Source organism: Rhodococcus sp. ACPA1, assembly GCF_002300195.1.
GTDB classification, from domain to species: Bacteria; Actinomycetota; Actinomycetes; order Mycobacteriales; family Mycobacteriaceae; genus Rhodococcus_F; species Rhodococcus_F opacus.
In genome coordinates this window covers 114,884-133,192 of the sequence record NZ_NSDX01000006.1, presented here as the reverse complement: position 1 = coordinate 133,192, position 18,309 = coordinate 114,884, and the positions used below count along the sequence as shown (strand labels likewise).

17 protein-coding genes are annotated in these 18,309 nt (G+C 67.0%); 9 read left to right on the top strand and 8 right to left on the bottom strand.

Features of this window, described 5'->3' with window-relative positions:
- Positions 1 to 3: 3 nt before the first annotated feature.
- The 4 genes from CJ177_RS30010 to CJ177_RS29995 all read right to left on the bottom strand — a co-directional run bounded on the left by CJ177_RS30010 (position 4) and on the right by CJ177_RS29995 (position 4,425).
- Positions 4 to 1,236, bottom strand: a complete 1,233-nt coding sequence (locus tag CJ177_RS30010; RefSeq protein ID WP_095869285.1) for a DUF6745 domain-containing protein — start codon at positions 1,234 to 1,236, stop codon at positions 4 to 6.
- Positions 1,237 to 1,635: 399 nt separating this feature from the next.
- Positions 1,636 to 2,376, bottom strand: coding sequence for a lipoate--protein ligase family protein (locus tag CJ177_RS30005; RefSeq protein WP_005242929.1), 741 nt, complete (start codon positions 2,374 to 2,376; stop codon positions 1,636 to 1,638).
- Between the two features lie 199 nt (positions 2,377 to 2,575).
- Complete coding sequence (locus CJ177_RS30000; RefSeq protein WP_005242930.1) at positions 2,576 to 3,565, bottom strand: transketolase family protein; 990 nt, start codon at positions 3,563 to 3,565, stop codon at positions 2,576 to 2,578.
- Positions 3,562 to 4,425: a transketolase gene (locus CJ177_RS29995; RefSeq protein ID WP_095869284.1), complete on the bottom strand. Its 864-nt coding sequence runs from the start codon at positions 4,423 to 4,425 to the stop codon at positions 3,562 to 3,564. Before CJ177_RS29995 ends, CJ177_RS30000 begins: the two co-directional genes overlap by 4 nt.
- A 112-nt stretch (positions 4,426 to 4,537) precedes the next feature.
- Here CJ177_RS29995 and CJ177_RS29990 point away from each other — a divergent pair, with 112 nt between their 5' ends.
- The 9 genes from CJ177_RS29990 to CJ177_RS29950 all read left to right on the top strand — a co-directional run bounded on the left by CJ177_RS29990 (position 4,538) and on the right by CJ177_RS29950 (position 14,762).
- Entirely contained in the window at positions 4,538 to 5,308 is a 771-nt protein-coding gene (locus tag CJ177_RS29990) for an IclR family transcriptional regulator (RefSeq protein WP_231914475.1), read from the top strand.
- A gap of 122 nt (positions 5,309 to 5,430) precedes the next feature.
- On the top strand, positions 5,431 to 6,219 hold the full coding sequence (locus tag CJ177_RS29985; RefSeq protein WP_005242937.1) for an SDR family NAD(P)-dependent oxidoreductase: 789 nt from the start codon (positions 5,431 to 5,433) through the stop codon (positions 6,217 to 6,219).
- Between the two features lie 31 nt (positions 6,220 to 6,250).
- Positions 6,251 to 7,219: a substrate-binding domain-containing protein gene (locus CJ177_RS29980; RefSeq protein ID WP_095869283.1), complete on the top strand. Its 969-nt coding sequence runs from the start codon at positions 6,251 to 6,253 to the stop codon at positions 7,217 to 7,219.
- A 3-nt stretch (positions 7,220 to 7,222) separates the two neighbouring features.
- The gene (locus CJ177_RS29975; RefSeq protein ID WP_095869282.1) at positions 7,223 to 8,758 is read left to right on the top strand and encodes a sugar ABC transporter ATP-binding protein; all 1,536 of its coding nucleotides are present in this window, start codon (positions 7,223 to 7,225) and stop codon (positions 8,756 to 8,758) included.
- Entirely contained in the window at positions 8,755 to 9,768 is a 1,014-nt protein-coding gene (locus CJ177_RS29970) for an ABC transporter permease (RefSeq protein WP_005242941.1), read from the top strand. Before CJ177_RS29975 ends, CJ177_RS29970 begins: the two co-directional genes overlap by 4 nt.
- Before the next feature lie 19 nt (positions 9,769 to 9,787).
- Positions 9,788 to 11,290, top strand: coding sequence for an NAD-dependent succinate-semialdehyde dehydrogenase (locus CJ177_RS29965; protein WP_095869281.1), 1,503 nt, complete (start codon positions 9,788 to 9,790; stop codon positions 11,288 to 11,290).
- On the top strand, positions 11,287 to 12,348 hold the full coding sequence (locus tag CJ177_RS29960) for an SDR family oxidoreductase (protein ID WP_095869280.1): 1,062 nt from the start codon (positions 11,287 to 11,289) through the stop codon (positions 12,346 to 12,348). Before CJ177_RS29965 ends, CJ177_RS29960 begins: the two co-directional genes overlap by 4 nt.
- Before the next feature lie 29 nt (positions 12,349 to 12,377).
- Positions 12,378 to 14,120 carry an NAD(P)/FAD-dependent oxidoreductase gene (locus tag CJ177_RS29955; protein WP_005242946.1) on the top strand — a complete coding sequence of 581 codons (1,743 nt, stop codon included), beginning with the start codon at positions 12,378 to 12,380 and terminating at the stop codon, positions 14,118 to 14,120.
- Between the two features lie 204 nt (positions 14,121 to 14,324).
- Entirely contained in the window at positions 14,325 to 14,762 is a 438-nt protein-coding gene (locus CJ177_RS29950; RefSeq protein WP_061046055.1) for a cupin domain-containing protein, read from the top strand.
- Positions 14,763 to 14,783: 21 nt separating this feature from the next.
- On the opposite strand, the gene CJ177_RS29945 is transcribed toward CJ177_RS29950, so the two are convergent.
- Genes CJ177_RS29945 through CJ177_RS29930 form a run of 4 tightly spaced genes read right to left on the bottom strand, consistent with a single transcriptional unit; the run spans position 14,784 to position 18,284 of the window.
- Complete coding sequence (locus tag CJ177_RS29945; protein WP_061046056.1) at positions 14,784 to 15,527, bottom strand: cobalt-precorrin-6A reductase; 744 nt, start codon at positions 15,525 to 15,527, stop codon at positions 14,784 to 14,786.
- A 2-nt stretch (positions 15,528 to 15,529) separates the two neighbouring features.
- Positions 15,530 to 16,279, bottom strand: a complete 750-nt coding sequence (gene cobM, locus CJ177_RS29940) for a precorrin-4 C(11)-methyltransferase (protein ID WP_095869279.1) — start codon at positions 16,277 to 16,279, stop codon at positions 15,530 to 15,532.
- On the bottom strand, positions 16,276 to 17,511 hold the full coding sequence (gene cbiE, locus CJ177_RS29935) for a precorrin-6y C5,15-methyltransferase (decarboxylating) subunit CbiE (protein WP_095869278.1): 1,236 nt from the start codon (positions 17,509 to 17,511) through the stop codon (positions 16,276 to 16,278). Before cbiE ends, cobM begins: the two co-directional genes overlap by 4 nt.
- Complete coding sequence (locus CJ177_RS29930; protein ID WP_025432815.1) at positions 17,508 to 18,284, bottom strand: SDR family NAD(P)-dependent oxidoreductase; 777 nt, start codon at positions 18,282 to 18,284, stop codon at positions 17,508 to 17,510. The genes cbiE and CJ177_RS29930 overlap by 4 nt, the downstream gene beginning before the upstream one ends.
- Positions 18,285 to 18,309: the final 25 nt, after the last annotated feature.

Below are 18,309 nucleotides of genomic sequence, written 5' to 3'. Positions count from 1 at the left end.
TGTTCAGGTGCGACGAACGAGGCGGGCGTAGTCGTCGCCGCCGAGGCCGTAGGTCCAGCCCGCGGCGTCCAGTGCGGATGAGATCCATGTGGGCACGTGAAGCCCGTATTGTCGCCGATGTCCGTCGCGTTCGGGAGAACCGTTGATCGCGAGCAGGATACGGCCAGTGCGCCCCCAGCCGTCCGGGGTCGCGTAGAGCCGCAGGGTGCCACCGGCATTGCCGGGATCGTCGGCTTGGTCGACCAGCGCGAGGTCGGCCGCATCGATGTAGGTGTCCCACCCGATGCGCTCGATCGCGCATCGGCGAATCTCGACATTGCGTTCGCGCGCGATGCGTTCGGCAGTCGGGTCGCGGACGACCCAGTCCGGGACGATGGTTCCGTGCTGAACGAACACTGCATCGCCGTCTTGGAATTCGAGTGCCGGGGAATCCGAGTGGTGCAGCCGGTGTTCGTTGTGCACACGGCCCGGTATGGGCTCGGAATGAAGGGTGGTGGGACGCTCTGCCATGACACATACGTCGTCGAACGCCCACCACCATCCGGTGGCGCCAGTCAACGCGATGTTGGCGTCGAGTAGTGCGTCGTCGTGGGAGTGGAATTTCGCGAGGCCGAGCCGACGGTACGTGTCGTAGTAGGCGACTCGGTGGGCTTCTTGTTGTCCGTACCAGGTGACACCGAGAACAGCTGGAGGCAGAAGCGTCCGTATCGCAGCTGCAACCCCGTCGAAAAGCGTGGTGTGCAGCGAATCCCAGACGGTAGCTCGGATGATCCGATCGGGGCTGATGCCGACGCGGGCGGCATCCTCAGGCGGCTTCACCCGTGCGGTCTCGACCGCCCGGCGTTCGTTCGGCCAGTCGGATACCCTCCGCTTGATGCGTGCGTCCATGCGTTTACGTGATTCCGACAGCATGGTTGCGATACCGGCGGTAGCGCCATGGATTCCGTCGCCCTCGAGCGACATCGGCATCGACAGGCCTTCGGCGGCGATCAGGTTCGATCCGGCTGAGGGAGACGGAACCCAGACGAACTCCGGCTCGCGAGATTTTGATTGTCGATACAGCTGCGCGACAGCCGATTCCGCAGTGGTGCGATCGGAGGGGTGTGCGCACAGCCCGTGCCTGAGCCATGCATCGCGCACAGCCTCGACCACGAGAATGTAGTCGGAGAAGGGATCAGCGTTCTGAGTGAATTCCGCTCGGGGTCGAGCCGCCGAGCGAAACGGTGCGGCGCTCACGCGACGGTGGCGGTGTCCGCCTTTCCGGTAGTCATAGTTCTAGAGCCTGACACGAGGACGCGGCGAGCGCAAGGCCCGTCACCGACCCGCCCAAGAGAGATTGCTGGTGTCGATCACGCTCGCACATCGGGCGACCTTCGATCCGCGCCGAGGACAGTGCTCGTGCCCGGGCGTCGGACGCCGCGTGGGCGATCCTCGATGCGTGACCCCTTCCTCATGGAACATTCCAGGTACCCGCGCCGGGCAGTGCGGTGAGGACACGAGACGTTGCACATTCACGTACTCCACCGAATCGGACATCCGCACTGCTGCTTCGGGTAGGACTCGATACTCTGGGCCCGGAAGGACGTGCCGTCGCAAGTCGAATTCGCCGTCCTTGACGCACGGCGCGGTAACGCCTCACGCCACATGTGTGTCGCGCAGGTTCGCGGCCTCCTCCAGGAGGTCGGGGTCGGCGGTCCGTTCGCGGACCACGCCGATTTCGGCGAGGATCGCTGCCCGGACCTGTTCGAGCGTGACGGCCGGGTTCAGGTCCGTCAGGGACGCCGCGGTGCCGGGGTCGAACTCCAACTCGAGGGCGGCATTGACATCGGTGAGCACCGCCCGCACCGGGTCGGAATCGGAGACCACCAGTTCGAAGCCGAAGAGCCACGCCCCGGCAACGATTCGCTGCGCAGTTCCTGCCAGCTTGACGCGGCCCGCGCCGTTCACCGTCCAATCACCGGGGCAATACTCACCGGGCACCGGTCCGATGCGAGCGTCGACACCCAGCTTCCTCAGCACGTCGACGAGCCTCGGGGTGATGCGCTCGAAGCGGGGGCGCGCCCCGACCATGCCCTCAGTGTCCCGGGAGAACATCTCCACGACGAGGGTCTGCTCGTGGTAGGCCGCCGCCCGACCGCCGGCTCCTCGGACGACGGGGGTGAATCCGTGTCGCCGCGCCGCCGCGGCGGCCGCCGGAAACTGCGGTCGAACAGCGTCCAGTCGCCCGAACGACAGCGTCCGCGCAGGACTGTAGACACGGATCAGCGCAGGGGCATTCGGCTCTCGCGCGGTCCGGCGCAGAAGTGCCGTGGCGAGCGCCGCATCCAACACGGGATCGTCCGGGAAGTGCGTTGTCAGCAAATGCTCGATCGTCATACTCTTCCCGTCGGTCCGCTCCGAATACCTCACGGCCACGACGTCATCGCCGCAACCGGCACGCCAGTACAGTGTCGCCGAGGTGGACGAAAAGAGCACCCTCATCGGCCGCGAGGCCGGGCGGGTGTCGTGTTGTCGTGACGACCCACCCCGCCCGGCCGAGTATCGGAACGCAGGAATGTCGCTGCCGTGTGCGGATTTACGACCCTACGGCAGTTCGCGCAACCTCCTCGATACCGGCGGCGTCGAGCTTGTAGTGCCGGTACAGGTGGGTCGGCGGTCCGATCAGCGCGTATTCGTCCTTCACTCCGTGTCGGACGACACGAGTGCCGTACCCGTACTCGGCGACGACCTCCGCGACCGCTCCCCCGAGCCCGCCGATGACATTGTGTTCCTCCACGGTGAGGACTATGCGGGACCGCTGTGCGGCGCGGGCGACGGCTTCAGCGTCGAGGGGCTTGACGGTGTGCATGTCGACGACTCCGGTGGAGATACCGCCGGAGTTCAGAGCCTGCGCCGCCTCGAGAGCGGGATGCACCATCGACCCCGTGGCGATGATCGTCAGGTCGGTGCCGGTGCCGTGTTCGATGGCGGTGCCGATGGTGAAGGGGTGAGTGCCGTCGGCGTAGACGTCCGGATCCTGACCACGGCCGATCCGGAAATAGATCGGTGCCGGATGATCGACGGCGGCGCGGAGCGCCGCCCCGAGCTGAGCGGTGTCAGCGGGGGCGATGACCGTGAGCCCGGGGATGCTGCGTGTGATGGCGAGGTCCTCGGTGGCGTGGTGCGAGGTGCCGTAGAACCCGAGCGTGATACCGGCGTGATGGCCGATGAGCCGGACGGGCTGCTTGGTGTACGCGATGTCGGTGCGGATCTGCTCGCAGGCCAGGTAGGCCATGAACGACGCGAAGGTGGCGACGTACGGCTGGAGCCCAGTGGTCGCGAGTCCTGCGGCGGTGGAAACCATGTGCTGTTCGGAGATTCCGAACTGGACGTAGCGGTCGGGGTGCCGCTCCTGGAACGCGACCAGGCCGTTCGAATACTTGAGATCGGCGGTTCCGGCGACGATGGGATGACCCTCGTCCACCAGATCGGCCAACGTGTCGGCGAGTATATGGAAGCCGGGGGCCCGCTCGATCAGGGTAAGCAGGTGCCAGGACTCGGCCTGCAGGCCGGGTGCGACGCTCATCGGTTGTTCCTCAGTTCTTCGATCGCGTTGATTTCGTCTTGTTCTGCCAGCCAGCCGAGATGCCAGCCGAATTCGGATTCCATATAGGAGATGCCCTTGCCCTTGACGGTGTTCGCGATGATCACCGCCGGGCGTGTTCGTTCGGGGTCCTCGACGATCGCGCGGAAGGTCGCGAGCAGTGCACGGACGTCGTGTCCGTCGACCTCGTGCGCGTCCCATCCGAAGGCGCGCCATTTGTCGCCGAGCGGCTCGATGTTCGTCACGGTGTCGATGCGGCCGTCGAGGGAGTGGTCGTTGCGGTCGACGATCGCGATCAGGTTCGCGACGTCGTGGTGGGCCGCACCGAGCGCGGCTTCCCAGATCTGCCCTTCGTGCAGTTCGCCGTCTCCGAGGAGGACGAAGACGTGGGACGGGCGGCCCTGCAGACGTGTGCCGAGCGCGATTCCGGTGCCGGTGGACAAGGCATGCCCGAGCGATCCGCTGCTGAAATCGATGCCGGGGATACGGGTCATGTCGGGGTGGTCGCCGAACGCGTTGCCGAGGCGGGTGTACTCGTCGAGCTCGGCGGGGTCGAAGAATCCCCAATCCGCCAGGAGCGGATAGAGCGTGGCCGCGGCGTGGCCCTTCCCGAACAGGAAACGGTCGCGGTCGGGCCAATCCGGTTCGCCTTTCCGAAGCCGCATGACGCCGTAGTACAAGGTCGCGAGGATCTCGGCGCAGGAGAACCCGGAGGCGTAATGGCCGGTCTTGGCGATGGAGATGAGGCGGACGGTTTCGAGGCGTGCGAACAGCGCGCGTTCGGAGATCAGGTCGACGAGCTCGTCGTCGTGGTCGGTGACCGGTGGGGTTGGTGTCAGCATGGACGAAAAGTACCAACTGTCGGACGCTATGTCCATAGAGCAATAAAACTATTTGATGGACTGTTTGTCCACTGAGCGATAATCTGGACGTATGGCAAATGACGGAAGTTTGATGTTGGTACGCAAGGTCGCGGAGTTGCTCGACTTCCTGGCCAAGGGGGAGGCAACCGCCACCGAAATCGCGGAAGCGATAAACGAGCCGCGCAGCTCGATGTACCGCCTGCTGGCGAGCTTGCAAGAGGAAGACCTCGTGGAGGCGGGATCGCGGCGCGGCAAGTTCCGCCTCGGGTTCAAGTTGGTGTCACTCGGTTCGGCAGTGGTCGAACGGTTCGACGAGCGCCAGTTCGCACAGCCGGTCATGGAACGGCTGCACGCACTCACCGGCGAGACGGTATTCCTCTGCGTTCCCCGCGGCGACCAGGCAGTCTGCATCGAACGCCTCGACGGCAAACGCGTGCAGTCGCTGGCCCTGCGGCTGGGCGGGTCCCTGCCGATGCACACTGGTGCCGCCTCCCGCGCCATCCTGGCATTCCGAGATGAGAGCGAGTGGGAGGCCTATATCGCCCGCAACACGCCGCTGACACGACTGACGCCCTCCACCCCCGCCGAGCCATCCGAATTGCGGGCACTTCTGCGGCGCACCCGCGACGAGGGGATCGCGATCAGCGACCAGGACGTGACGGTCGGCGTGGCCGCGATCGGCGTCCCGATCATCGACTACCAGGGCCGGGTCCGGGCCGCACTGTCGATCAGCGGCGTTCGCGAATCCATCCTCGGAGCCGATAGCGACCGCTGGAAGGCGGAGGTGATCAGCGGCGGACAGGAGATTTCTCGTGCCCTCGGCGTAGATCTCGCCGGCCAGAAGGTCGCGAACTTCGGGTAGCACCCCACCCATTCGCGTCCTCCTTGGTTAGTTTGTCCCGCCTACTAGACATGTCGTCCGTGACGTGAGACAGTGGTGAGCACCACAGTCAGTGGTTCAACTCACCAGCAGGAGGCAAGGACATGAGCGGCGAGCTTCACGACCGCGTGGTCGTGATCACCGGTGCAGGGGGCGGCATCGGCGGGGCCTGTGTTCGACACATGCTCGCAGCGGGGGCCGAGGTGGTCGGCGCCGATCTCGACGTCACCACCTCGGACCTGCCCCACGATTCCGAGCACCTACGCCTGACGAACGTCGACCTCCTCGATCCGTCCGGCGCCCAGACGATGATCGACTTCGCGCTCGACCAGTTCGGGCGCGTCGACGTCCTGGTCAACAACGCCGGTGTCGCACCGGTACGCGACAGCTTCCTGACGACGTCCGACGACGACTGGGCGCTCACGCTGGACCTCAATCTGATGGGCTATGTCCGGGCGTCCCGTGCGGCGATCACAGCCATGCGCCGGCACGGCGACGGCGCCCTCGTCCACATCGCATCGGAAGCGGCCCGGATGCCCAATCCCCGGCTGCCCGACTACAGCGTCTCCAAAGCTGCGATTCTGATGCTCTCGAAAGTCCTCGCCGCGGAGTTCACCTCCGAAGGCATCCGATCGAACGTCGTGTCGCCGGCGTTCATCCGATCTCCGATCTACGACCGGCCCGGCGGTATCGCCGATTCGCTGGCGGCCGAATTCGGCGTCGACAAAGAGACTGCGCTCGCCAAATACGTTGAACTGAACAAGATCCCGGTTGGACGGCTGGGAACCGTGGACGAGGTGGCGGGCATCGTCGTCTATCTCGCGTCCACCCGCGCAAGTTTCGTGTCGGGGGCGAATTTCTGCATCGACGGCGGCGTCACGCCCGTCGTCTGACCGATCCAGACCAGCAAGAAGGAACAGCCAGATGTCAGTTCTCGATAGAACCTGTCCGCGTGCGAAAACGCCGTCGAAGATCGCCGCTGCCCTGGGTACCGCGCTGATAGCGGCCGGCACCATGACGGCGTGCGCGTCCGGCGCGGGTGCCGGAGACGACGGCAGGACCACGATCGGCGTCACCCTCAACGCGGCGTCGAACCCCTTCTTCCTCGCGGAAGGCCAGGCGATCGAAACGGCCGCCGCCGAGAAGCGCGTGGAAGTGTCCGTCCAGTACGCCAATGCCGACGTCGCCGTGCAAAGCGACCAGATCGATACGTTCATCCGGCAGAAGGTGGACTCGATCATCGTCGACGCCGTCGATTCCGACGGCATCGGTCCCGCCTTGCTCCGGGCGACACAGGCGAACATCCCCGTCGTCGCCGTCGATGTCACCGCGATCGGCGCCGACGCGACCGTGACCAGCGACAACGTCCAGGCAGGCCGCGAAGCGTGCATGTATCTCGTCGAGCAACTCGGCGGATCCGGCAAAGTGGCCATCGTCGACGGGGCCGCCGTATCCGCGATCTCGGACCGCATGCAGGGTTGCCAGGAAGCGTTCGACGCACACCCGGATGTCGAGGTCGTTGCCACTCAGCGCGCAGATCTCACCCGAGACAAGGCCATGAACGTCGCGAGCACCATCCTCACCGCGAACCCCGACGTGGACGGCTTCTTCGGCGTCAATGATCCCACCGCGATCGGAATCTCCCTCGCTGCACAGCAAAAGGGTGTCGACGTGAAGGTCGTCGGAGTGGACGGCGCGAAACAACTGACCGACCTCCTCGGCAAGAGTTCCATCATCGCCACCTCGGGGCAGGACCCCGCCCAGCTCGGCCGCTCGGGACTCGACACCGCCGTTCGTCTCGCCGGCGGCGAGAAAGTCGACAGCGCACCGACATTGATTCCTACCGTCCTCGTCACCGCCGACACCATCACTGCCTACAACACCTGGGGATGAACCATGGGTACGCTCACGAAGGTCCCCGCAGCGCATCTCGAAGGCATCACGAAGTCCTTCAACGGCAACTCGGTGCTGCGCGGGGTGTCATTGTCCTTGCATTCCGGATCGGTCTCCGCCCTCGCCGGTGAGAACGGTGCAGGAAAATCGACCCTGATCAAGGTGCTGACCGGAATCTACCAACCGGACTCGGGAACGATCCACATCGCCGGCGCCCCAGCGCACTTCAGCGGCCCGGGCGACGCGCGCGCACACGGACTCACGGTCATCCATCAAGAGCTCAGTGTCGTTCCCGAACTCACCGTCGCCGAGAACATGGTGCTCGGCCGCGAGCCACGGCACCGCCTGGGTCGATTGGACCGCGGTGCCGCCCGCCGACTCGCGGTCGCGGCCCTGGCCCGGGTGGGATCGGCTATCCGGCCCGAAACCTATGTGGCCGAACTCAGTACGGGTCAGCAACAGTTGGTCGAGATCGCCCGCGCCCTGTCCGAGGAGCCCCGGATCCTCGTTCTGGACGAACCGACCGCCGCACTCTCTCAGGACGAGGCCGACAACCTGCTCCGCCTGGTCGCCGAACTCAAGGCGCACGGTCTGGCCATGCTGTACATCAGTCACCGGATGGCGGAAATCGACCGCATCGCCGATCACGTCACCGTCCTCCGCGACGGCGTCGTCGCCGACTCGATGGCCCGAGCGGACATGACCCCGGACCGGATCGTCACGTCGATGGTGGGCAGACCGGTCGAAACGATGTACCAGCACCGGCGAGCCACGACATGCACCGACGTCCGCCTCCAGGTCAGCGATCTCTCCTCCGACAGAGTGCAACCGTGCTCGATCGAGGTCCGCGCGGGCGAGGTCGTCGGATTGGCCGGCATCGTCGGCGCGGGCCGAAGTGAACTGTGCCGCCTGGTGGCAGGCTTCGACAAAGCCGCGGCCGGCCGCGTCGAGGTCGACGAACGACACGTCGACCTCGGCAACCCCCGCTCGACGGCTGCAGCCGGGATCGTGATGCTCCCGGAGAGCCGTAAAGAACAAGGCTTGTTCCTCGACATGTCGATCGCCGACAACGTCTGCCTCGGTACTACGTTCGGCCGCAACCGTTTCGGCCGGACCTCACCGGCAGCGTTGAAGCGCGCGGCCACTCGATACACCGAGCAGATGCGCGTCAAGACCACCGGCGTCGACCAGCGCGTCGGGGACCTCTCCGGCGGCAATCAGCAGAAGGTCCTGCTCGCACGCTGTCTCGCCAAACAACCGTCGGTACTCATCCTCGACGAACCCACCCGCGGCGTCGACATCGGAGCCAAGGCCGACATCTACGCACTCATCAACGAGGTCGCATCGAAAGGCGTTGCAATACTGTTGATCTCCTCCGAGCTTCCGGAGGTCATCGGGCTCTCCGACCGCATCCTCGTCATGCGCGAAGGCGAGATCGTCGCCGAGGTCTCCGGCGACGGCATGACCGAGGAAGACATCATCCGGCACGCCACCGGAAGCGCGACTGCCCCTCCATCGCTCACCGAGGTAACCTCATGACCACCCGACTTCCCTCCCCCACCCTGCCGGCGGCGCCGCACCCGCGCTCGAACGGCATCCGCCACCACGTCGCCGCACTCGCCGATCGGCTCGGTGTGGCACTTGCGCTCATCGTGCTGATCGTCGTGTTCTCCGCGGTCGCACCGTATTTCCTGTCGGTGGACAACCTTTTCGACGTCGCCCGGCAGATCTCCGTGACCGCCATACTCGGTGCGGGACTGACCTTCGTCATCATGACCGGAGGCATCGACCTGTCCGTCGGTTCGGCGGTGGGCGTGACCGCATTCGTCGCCGTCGCTCTCTCCATCAACGGCGCTCCCGCCCCGGTCGCCCTGCTCGGTGCGCTGGCCGCCGGCCTGATCATCGGATTGATCAACGGTGTGCTGGTGGCCGGGCTCGGGCTGGCGTCGTTCATCGTCACCCTCGCCGCGCTGACGTACCTACGCGGAGTGACCTACGTCGGTACGGGCGGCAAGACCCTGTTCTCGACGGACCTCGGCTACGCCGTCCTCGGCCACGGCTCCCTTCTCGGCGTGCCGATTCCGGTGCTCGTCATGGCCGCGGTCTTCGCGGGCGGGTGGTATCTGCTCAATCGCACCGTCTTCGGACGCTGGGTTCGCGCAGTCGGCGGCAATGCCGAAGCCGCCCGGCTGGCCGGCATCCCCGTCCGGCGAGTGCTCACCACCGTGTACGTGATCTCCGGCCTCTGCGCCGCCGTGGGCGGAATCATCGCATCGGCCCGTCTGCAGAGCGCGGTGCCGGACCTCGGCGCCGGATACGAATTGTCCGCGATCGCTGCCGTGGTCCTCGGCGGGACGTCACTGATGGGTGGGCGAGGCTCGTTGATCGGCACCTTGGTGGGTGCGGCGATCATCGGGGTTCTCGTCAACGGTATGACGCTGCTCGACGTCTCGACGTTCTACCAGCAGATCATCCAGGGCGCGGTCATCGTGCTCGCGGTGGCGCTGGACCGGCTGCGCATGAAGTCCTCGGGGGCGCAGCATGCTTGACACACGATCAAAGGAAACCATGACGTACGAAACCATGAAACCCGATGCCGCACTGGCAAAAGTGCCCACCGATCTGTTCATCGGAGGCAGGTGGGTGTCACCCGGTACGGGTCAGACCATCGCGGTGGAGAACCCCGCCACCGGCGACGTGATCGCCCAGATCGCCGACGGCGGGCTCGCCGACATGGCCGCCGCTGTCGACGCCGCCGCGGCCGCCCAACGAGACTGGGCACGCACCGCTCCCCGGGTGCGCTCGGACATCCTGCGCCGCGCCTACACGCTCATGCTCGAGCGATCCGACTACCTCGCCACCCTGACCACGCTCGAGATGGGTAAGCCCTACGCCCAGGCCCAGGCCGAGGTGACGTACGCAGCCGAATACCTGCGCTGGTACTCCGAGGAAGCGGTGCGCATCGGCGGCCGCTACACCCCCACCGAATCGGGGGTCGGCAGGATCGTCACGATGGCCCAGCCCGTCGGTCCGTGCCTGTTCGTCACACCGTGGAACTTTCCCCTGGCGATGGGCACCCGCAAGATCGGCCCCGCGCTGGCGGCAGGCTGCACCTGCATCGTCAAACCGGCGAAGCAGACTCCGCTGAGCATGCTGGCGACGGCGTCGATCCTCGAGGAAGCCGGTGTTCCCCCCGGAGTGGTCAACATCGTGCCCAGCAGTGATTCGACCCGAATCGTGGCCGCGGCGATGAATGATCCACGGCTGCGGAAGATCTCGTTCACCGGCTCGACCGAGGTAGGACAGTCACTGGTCCGGCAATCGGCCGACCAGTTGCTGCGCGTGTCGCTCGAACTCGGAGGCAACGCCCCGTTCATCGTCTTCGACGATGCGGACATCGGCTCGGCTGTGGACGCCGCGATACAGGCGAAACTGCGCAACAACGGGGAAGCCTGCACCAGCGCCAACCGCCTGTACGTCCATTCCTCGATCGCCGGCGAGTTCGCTGCCGAACTCGCCGAACGGTTCTCCGCGCTGACCATCGGCCCGGGCATGGACCCCCGCACCGACATCGGCCCGCTCATCGACGACAAGCAGCGGCGCCAGGTGCAGAGGCTGGTCGACGACGCCGTCGCCAAGGGCGCACGCGTCGAGACGGGCGGGCACGCCCTCGACCGCCCGGGCTGCTTCTTCGCGCCCACTGTCCTCACCGACGTGCCCGGTGACGCGCTCCTGATCCAGGAGGAGATCTTCGGGCCCGTCGCGCCGATCATCTCCTTCGACGACGAAACCGCGGTTCTCGAATCCGCGAACTCGAGTCGGTACGGGCTCGCGGCCTATGTGTTCACCCGCGACCTGGACCGCGCGTTCCGCGCCGCCGAACAACTCGACAGCGGAATGGTCGCGATCAACCAGGGAACGGTGTCGAACGCGGCAGCACCCTTCGGCGGTGTCAAACATTCCGGCTACGGGCGGGAAGGCGGCCCGGAAGGCCTCGCCGAATACCTCGAGACGAAGTACGTCGCACTGGGCGCGGGCACCGCACCCACGAGCACCGGAGGCATCGCATGAGCGACGGAAAGACTCTGGTCGTCGGCGCCCACGGAGTGATCGGCAGCGCAGTGGTACGCACGCTGACCGACGAGGGCAGGGACGTGGTTACGGTGGCACGCCGCGGCCCGGTCGAGCTGCCGGGCAGGACGACAGCCGCCGACCACATCCAGGTCGATCTCCTCGACGGCGCGGCCACCTCGGCTGCCTTGGCCGGCCGTTCCGACATCGACACGATCGTCTACGCCGCGTACGCCGAACGTGAGTCGATGGCGGCCACCGTCGCACCGAACGTCGCGATGCTTCGGCACGTGCTCGAGGCGGTCGGCGGGTCACCCTCCACCCTTCGGCACGTCGTTCTGATCGGCGGTGGAAAGTCGTACGGCGAGCACCTCGGCTTCTACAAGACACCCGCCAAGGAGACCGACCCCCGCCACCTCGGTCCCATCTTCTACAACGACCAGGAGGACCTGCTCTTCGCCGACGCCCGGCAGCACGGGTACACCTGGACCGTCCTCCGACCGGATGCAGTGCTGGGGGTGAGCATCGGATCACCGATGAACATGCTGACCGGTGTCGGCGTCTACGCAACCCTGTGCCGACATCAAGGTCTGCCCCTGCGCTTCCCCGGCACGCCGAAAGCCTGCACGGCGCTGCACCAGGCAACGGACAGTGGCGTCGTGGGCGCAGCTGTGCACTGGGCACTCGAGGCCGAAACCGCGCGCGGAGAGGTCTTCAACGTCACCAACGGTGACAACTTCCGCTGGCAGCATCTGTGGTCGGACATCGCCGGCTTCTTCGGCATGGACGTCGCACCGATGCAGCCGATGACGCTCGCCGAGCAGATGGCGGACAAATCCGCACTCTGGGACGACGTCGTGGCCCGGCACCAGCTACGTCCGCTGCCGCTGTCCGCAGTGGCAGCCTGGCCGTTCGTCGACGGATGGTTCGCCATGGAGTCCGACATGGTGCAGAGCACGATCAAGATCCGCCAGGCCGGCTTCACCGCGTGCATCGACACCCACGAGAGCTTCGTCGCCAACCTCGAGCAGCTCCAGCATCTTCGCCTGATTCCGTAACCCATTTACACTTTCGACAGGACTACATCATGACCACCACTTTCAGTGACACCGATCTTCGAACCGACGCGCAGGCGTGGCTCGACGGATTCTCCCGGTTCCTCACCGCCGAACTCGCGCCCACCGCTGTCTTCGCCCCGCAGTCCTACTGGCGCGACGTGCTGGCATTCACCGGGGATCTGCGCACGTTCAGCGACGAGATTCCCGCGGAGTTGCTCCGCCGCCAGAAGCTCACGAAGGCGACGAACATCCGGATCGCCGAAAACCGGACGCCTCCCCGTCTGGTGGAGCGGGCGGGTATCCCCTGCCTGGAGGTCATCTTCGAGTTCGACACCCTCGCCGGGTCCGCGGTCGGGGTCGCACGGCTGGTCGACGTGCCGGAACGCGGTCTGCTCGTACGCTCCCTGTTCACAACGCTCGACCAGCTGGCCGACCACCCCGAACGCACCGGCGAGCACCGGCCCGTCGGACAGGCGGACTCGTCCAAGTTCGGTGGCCCCAACTGGCTGGACCGCCGTGTCGCCGCGCAAGCCTACGAGAGCCGCGACCCCGACGTGCTGATCGTCGGCGGTGGCCAGTCGGGACTGACCCTCGCGGCCCGGCTCGGACAGCTCGACGTCGATGCCCTCGTCGTGGACACCCATGCGCGGCCCGGCGACAACTGGCGCACCCGATACCACGCCCTGACCCTGCACAACGCGGTGTGGCTCAACGACCTCCCGTACATGCCCTTCCCCGCAACGTGGCCGCAGTTCGTTCCCAAGGACAAGCTCGCCGGGTGGTTCGAGGCGTACGTCGAGGCCATGGAAATCAACTTCTGGGGTGCCACCGCCTTCATCGGCGGAGACTACGACGAACAGTCGCAGTCCTGGGTTGCGCGGGTTCGTCGCGGCGACGGCACCGTTCGCACCCTGCGCCCCAAGCACGTCGTGATCGCGACGGGTGTCAGCGGCATCCCGTACGTCCCGGAGCTACCCGGACTTTCTCAGTTCGCCGGTCGCACGCTGCACTCGAGCGAATACGACGACGCCGGCGAATTCGCGGGTCAGCGAGTCGTCATCGTCGGAACCGGGAACAGTGCCCACGATGTCGCCCAGGACCTGCATGCTCACGGTATCGACGTGACGATGGTGCAGCGCAGTTCGACCACCATCGTGAGCGTCGACCCCTCGGCCGCGGCGGCGGATGCGTCGTACCTGACTGCACCGACCCTCGAGGACTGCGACCTCCTCTCGATGGCGACGGTCTATCCCGACCTCTACACCGGCAGCCAGATGATCACCGCAACGATGAAGGAACTCGACAAGGACCTGATCGCCGCCCTCAATCGCATCGGTTTCCGAACCGATTACGGCGAAGAGGACACCGGCCAGCAAATGAAGTTCATGCGCCGCGGCGGCGGCTACTACCTCAACGTCGGCTGTTCGGATCTGCTGATCTCCGGGCAGGTCGGGCTGGTCCAGTACGCCGACACGGCAGGCTTCGTCGCCGACGGTGTGAGTTTGACCAACGGTGACGTCGTCGAGGCCGACGCCGTCATCCTGGCGACCGGATACCAGACCCAGCAAGAGGGTGTCCGCGCGCTGCTCGGCGACGAGATCGCCGACACGGTCGGCCCCATCTGGGGATACGACGACGAGGGCGAGGTCCGCAACACGTGGAGGCGGACCGCACAACCCGGACTGTGGTTCTCCGCCGGCAACTTCCAGCTGTGCCGGATCTACTCCAAGGTCCTGGCCATGCAGATCCGCACCGAACTCGACAACGGCTGACTCCGACCGGCCCGGGCGCGATATCGGTGCGACGATGACGGGGAGGTCGTCTCGAAGTGCGGCTGAAGTAGTCCACGCGGGATCGGGTTTCGCGGATATCTCCGCGGCGGCTCTCTCCGGAGCCCTACCCTGGACACGCCGGAATGCACTCCCCTGGATGCCTGCGCACAGTGTGCGGGGCCAGCGCGCCGAGAGGTCGTCACGATGCTGCTCAGATCGAGTGTGGTCGTCTTGTCCTGTGCCGTCGCCGCGGTACTGTCCACGTCTCCGGCCCAGGCCACGCCGTCTTCGGGTGTGACCGCGCAGGTTCTGTTCGAGACGACGATTCCGGCGGTCGCGGGCAGTTCGGCGGGCACGGATCTCACGCTGCGGCGCATCGAGATCGCCCCCGGCGGCACGACGGGATGGCACTACCACGACGGTCCGGTGTACGCGTTCGTCGAATCGGGTGTGCTGTCCCGCACTCTGCAGGACTGCACGGAAGCGGTGACGACAGCCGGTCAGGCGATCACCGAGGACCACGGAAGCGATCACGTCCACGAGGGCTCGAATCTGGGCACCGAACCGCTGGTGTTGCTCGCGTTCTACACGGAACCGGAGGGCAAGCCCCTGTCCGAGGACGCGCCGGCGCCGGCCTGCTGACGGGTCACCGCGCCCACGTCCTCATCGTGTGACCGAGTCGATCCACTCGACTGCTCCCGCGACGTCGTCCACCGTTGCTGTTGCCGACGGCAACGGTGGACGGCGAATCATCAGCACAGGCACGCTCAGTGCGCGGGCTGCGTCGAGTTTCGCGTCGGTCTGACCGCCGCCACTGTTCTTGGTGACCAGGACGTCGATGCGGTGCTCGCGCATCAGTGCGATCTCGTCGGCCACCGCGAACGGCCCGCGGGCGAGCAGCAGTGTCGACTGCGGTGGCGTCGCCACGTCGGGTGGATCGATCGCGCGGATCAGAAACCACAGTGCGTGCAGGCCGGCGAACGCGTCGACACCCTGCCTGCCGATGGTGAGGAAGACTCTCGTTCCCAGGTCGGGCAGCAGGGCGGCCGCGTCGGCGAGGTCGGCGGCGCTGTGCCAGCGTTCGCCGGGACGTGGAGACCATTCCGGGCGCCGCAGCACGACGTGCGGTATCCCGCGACGGTGCGCGGCATCGGCGGCGTTGCTCGTGATCTGCGCCGCGAACGGGTGTGTCGCGTCCACGATCGCGTCGACGGGATGCGCGCGCAGCCACTCGTCGAGTCCGTCCGCTCCCCCGAATCCGCCGATCCGCACGTCGCCGACGGGCAGGCGCGGATCGCGGACCCGGCCGGCGAGGGAGGACACGGTGTCGACCCCCGGAACGTCCGTGAGTGCGGCGGCGAGCGCTCGGGCTTCCCCGGTGCCGCCGAGGATCAGGATCCGTGCCACGCTCAGTGGGTGGTGCGCTCGCGGGTGGCGGAATACAGGTAGCTGTCCGGAAATCCTTCGGCAGCAAGCACTTTCCCGACGATCACCACGGCGGTCTTCGTGACGCCCGCGGCCTTCACCTGATCGGCGATCGTGGCCAGGGTGCCGCGGAGCACGATCTCGTCGGGACGCGACGCGAACGCGACTACGGCGGCGGGACAGTCGCGGCCGTAGTTCTCGGTGAGTTCCAGGGCGATCTGATCGATCCGGTGCGCACCGAGGTGCACCACCATCGTGGCACCGCTGCGGCCGAGGGAACGCAGGTCCTCACCCTCCGGCATCGCGGTGGACAGCGTGGACACGCGGGTCAGCACGATCGACTGCGAGACACCGGGAACGGTCAGCTCCCGCCCCAGCGACGCCGCCGCGGCGGTGAACGCGGGAACCCCGGGCACCACGGTGTACGCGACGCCGGCAGCCTCGAGCCGGCGCACCTGTTCGGCGACGGCACTGAAGATCGACGGATCACCCGAATGCAGCCGGGCGACGTCCTGACCGGCGGTGTCCGCCTCGATCAGCAGGGCGACGATCTCGTCGAGACTCAGCCGCGCCGTGTCGATCACCCTCGCACCCTCGGGGCATTCCGCCAGCAGTTCCTGCGGGACGAGACTGCCCGCGTACAGGCAGACGGGGCTCGCCGCGATGATCCGCTGCGCGCGGACCGTGACCAGGTCGGCCGCGCCGGGACCTGCTCCGATGAAGTACACCGTCATGCCGCATCACCTTTCGACTGCTTCGTCACCGACCACTGCGCAACCGGCAGTTGCGGCCGCCACGCGGTGAACCCGCCGAGCGGCTCACCGCGATACACCTGAAACTTGCGGAGCTGCCCTCCGCATTTCGAGAACCACTGCAGCAGAAGTGCTTCCGATTCCGCTGTCACCGCGTTGGCGACCATCCGGCCGCCGAGCCGAAGCCGGGACCAGCACTCCTCGAGCAGACCGTCCTGCGTGACGCCACCGCCGACGAAGATCGCGTCCGGTGTGGACAGTTCCGGCGGTACGTCCTCGAACGCTGCGGGTGCGTCACCGAACACGGGGAGAGACGGCACCCCGAGCGCTGAAGCGTTCGACTCGATCTGGTCGGCACGTGCCGCGCTGCGCTCGAAAGTCACTGCCCGGCAGAGGGGGTGGGTGCGCATCCATTCGATCGCGACCGTGCCGGACCCACCCCCCACGTCCCACAGCAGCTCACCCGCCGCGGGGGCGAGGGCGCAGAGCGTCAGGGCGCGGATCTCGTGTTTGGTCATCTGCCCGTCGCCCGTGAACACGACGTCGGGCAGTCCGGGCATCCGGGTCAACCGGAGGGTGCCGGAGTCGGCCCGGCAGTCGATCGCGACCACGTTCAGCCGGGCCCCCGGCTCGTGCGACCAGGCCGACGCCGTGCCGTCGAGCCTCGACTCGTCGGGTCCGCCCAGTTCGCCGAGCACGGTGAGCCGCGACAGTCCGAACCCGTGTTTCGTCAGGAGTTCGGCCGCGGCGGCGGGAGTGTGCTCGTCGCGGCTCAGCACGAGCAGTCGCGTGTGATCGCCGAGTGCAGGCAGGAGCGTGTCCACGGGCCGGTTCACGAGACTGACCACGGGCGTCTCGTGCGCCGCCCAGCCCAGCCGGGCGCAGGCCAGCGTGGCCGACGACGGGTGCGAGATCACCCGCACCCGCTCCGCACCGAGGAGGTCGACGAGGGTGACGCCGATACCGTGGAACATCGGGTCTCCGCTGGCCAGGACGCACACCCGCCGGTCGTGGTGCTGTTCGAACAGGCCCGGCAGCGCGGGGACGAGCGGGGACGGCCAGTCCACCCGCAGCGCCGGCGACTCGGGAATCAGGGCGAGTTGCCGGCCCGAACCCATCACGACGTCGGCGCCCTCGATCGCGCGTCGCGCGGACGCCGACAGACCGTCCCACCCGTCGGCACCGATACCGACGACGACGATCGGGTCGGTCATCGCGGCATCCGGCGCCAGACCGCCTGCGGCAGCAACCTCATGACGAAGAACACCGGGCGCAACCGTCCCGGCACCCACACTCGGCTCGCACCGCGGTGCAGACCCCGCACGACCGCGTCCGCGACCTGTGCCGGTGTGCTCGACATCGGCGCCGGCGACATCCCCTCGGTCATCCGGCCGATCACGAAACCCGACCGCACGAGCAGGAGGGAGACGCCGCTGCCGTGGAGGGCGTCACCGAGACCCGAGGCGAACCCGTCCAGGCCCGCCTTCGCCGACCCGTACACGTAGTTGGCGCGGCGCACGCGCACACCCGCGACGGACGAGAACACCACGATCCGTCCCGACCGCTGTTCCCGGAGCAGGGTCGCGAGATGCGTGAGCACACCGACCTGCGCGACGTAGTCGGTGTGGACCACGGCAACGGCGTGCCGTGCGTCCCGCTCAGCGCGCGCCTGATCGCCGAGAATGCCGAACGCCAGCACTGCCACCGACAGCGGTCCGTGCGCGTCCACCACGGACCGCAGCAGCTTCTCGTGGCTGTCGAGGTCGTCGGCGTCGAATTCCACGCAGTCCACCACGGACGCGCCCGCGTCCAGCAGCGCCTGCCGTTCGGCGCCGAGTTCGGTGCTGCGGCGGGCGGCGAGGACGATCGTGCGGCCGGGCGCGAGGCGGGTGGCGATCTCGAGGCCGATCTCACTGCGACCACCGAGGAGGAGTACCACCCCGTCGTCGCCGGGCTTGCCGCTGTTCTTCTTCGATCCCAGGCTCACCCGTCCAGTGTCCTGGATTACCGTC

Coding starts and splice junctions, on each gene's coding strand:
- CJ177_RS29950 (WP_061046055.1), top strand. CDS start 14,325: ATGCTGCTCAGATCGAGTGTGGTCGTCTTGTCCTGTGCCGTCGCCGCG.
- CJ177_RS29965 (WP_095869281.1), top strand. CDS start 9,788: ATGACGTACGAAACCATGAAACCCGATGCCGCACTGGCAAAAGTGCCC.
- CJ177_RS30005 (WP_005242929.1), bottom strand. CDS start 2,376: ATGACGATCGAGCATTTGCTGACAACGCACTTCCCGGACGATCCCGTG.
- CJ177_RS29970 (WP_005242941.1), top strand. CDS start 8,755: ATGACCACCCGACTTCCCTCCCCCACCCTGCCGGCGGCGCCGCACCCG.
- CJ177_RS29975 (WP_095869282.1), top strand. CDS start 7,223: ATGGGTACGCTCACGAAGGTCCCCGCAGCGCATCTCGAAGGCATCACG.
- CJ177_RS29980 (WP_095869283.1), top strand. CDS start 6,251: ATGTCAGTTCTCGATAGAACCTGTCCGCGTGCGAAAACGCCGTCGAAG.
- CJ177_RS29960 (WP_095869280.1), top strand. CDS start 11,287: ATGAGCGACGGAAAGACTCTGGTCGTCGGCGCCCACGGAGTGATCGGC.
- CJ177_RS29995 (WP_095869284.1), bottom strand. CDS start 4,425: ATGCTGACACCAACCCCACCGGTCACCGACCACGACGACGAGCTCGTC.
- CJ177_RS29985 (WP_005242937.1), top strand. CDS start 5,431: ATGAGCGGCGAGCTTCACGACCGCGTGGTCGTGATCACCGGTGCAGGG.
- CJ177_RS30000 (WP_005242930.1), bottom strand. CDS start 3,565: ATGAGCGTCGCACCCGGCCTGCAGGCCGAGTCCTGGCACCTGCTTACC.
- CJ177_RS29955 (WP_005242946.1), top strand. CDS start 12,378: ATGACCACCACTTTCAGTGACACCGATCTTCGAACCGACGCGCAGGCG.
- CJ177_RS29990 (WP_231914475.1), top strand. CDS start 4,538: ATGTTGGTACGCAAGGTCGCGGAGTTGCTCGACTTCCTGGCCAAGGGG.
- cbiE (WP_095869278.1), bottom strand. CDS start 17,511: ATGACCGACCCGATCGTCGTCGTCGGTATCGGTGCCGACGGGTGGGAC.
- cobM (WP_095869279.1), bottom strand. CDS start 16,279: ATGACGGTGTACTTCATCGGAGCAGGTCCCGGCGCGGCCGACCTGGTC.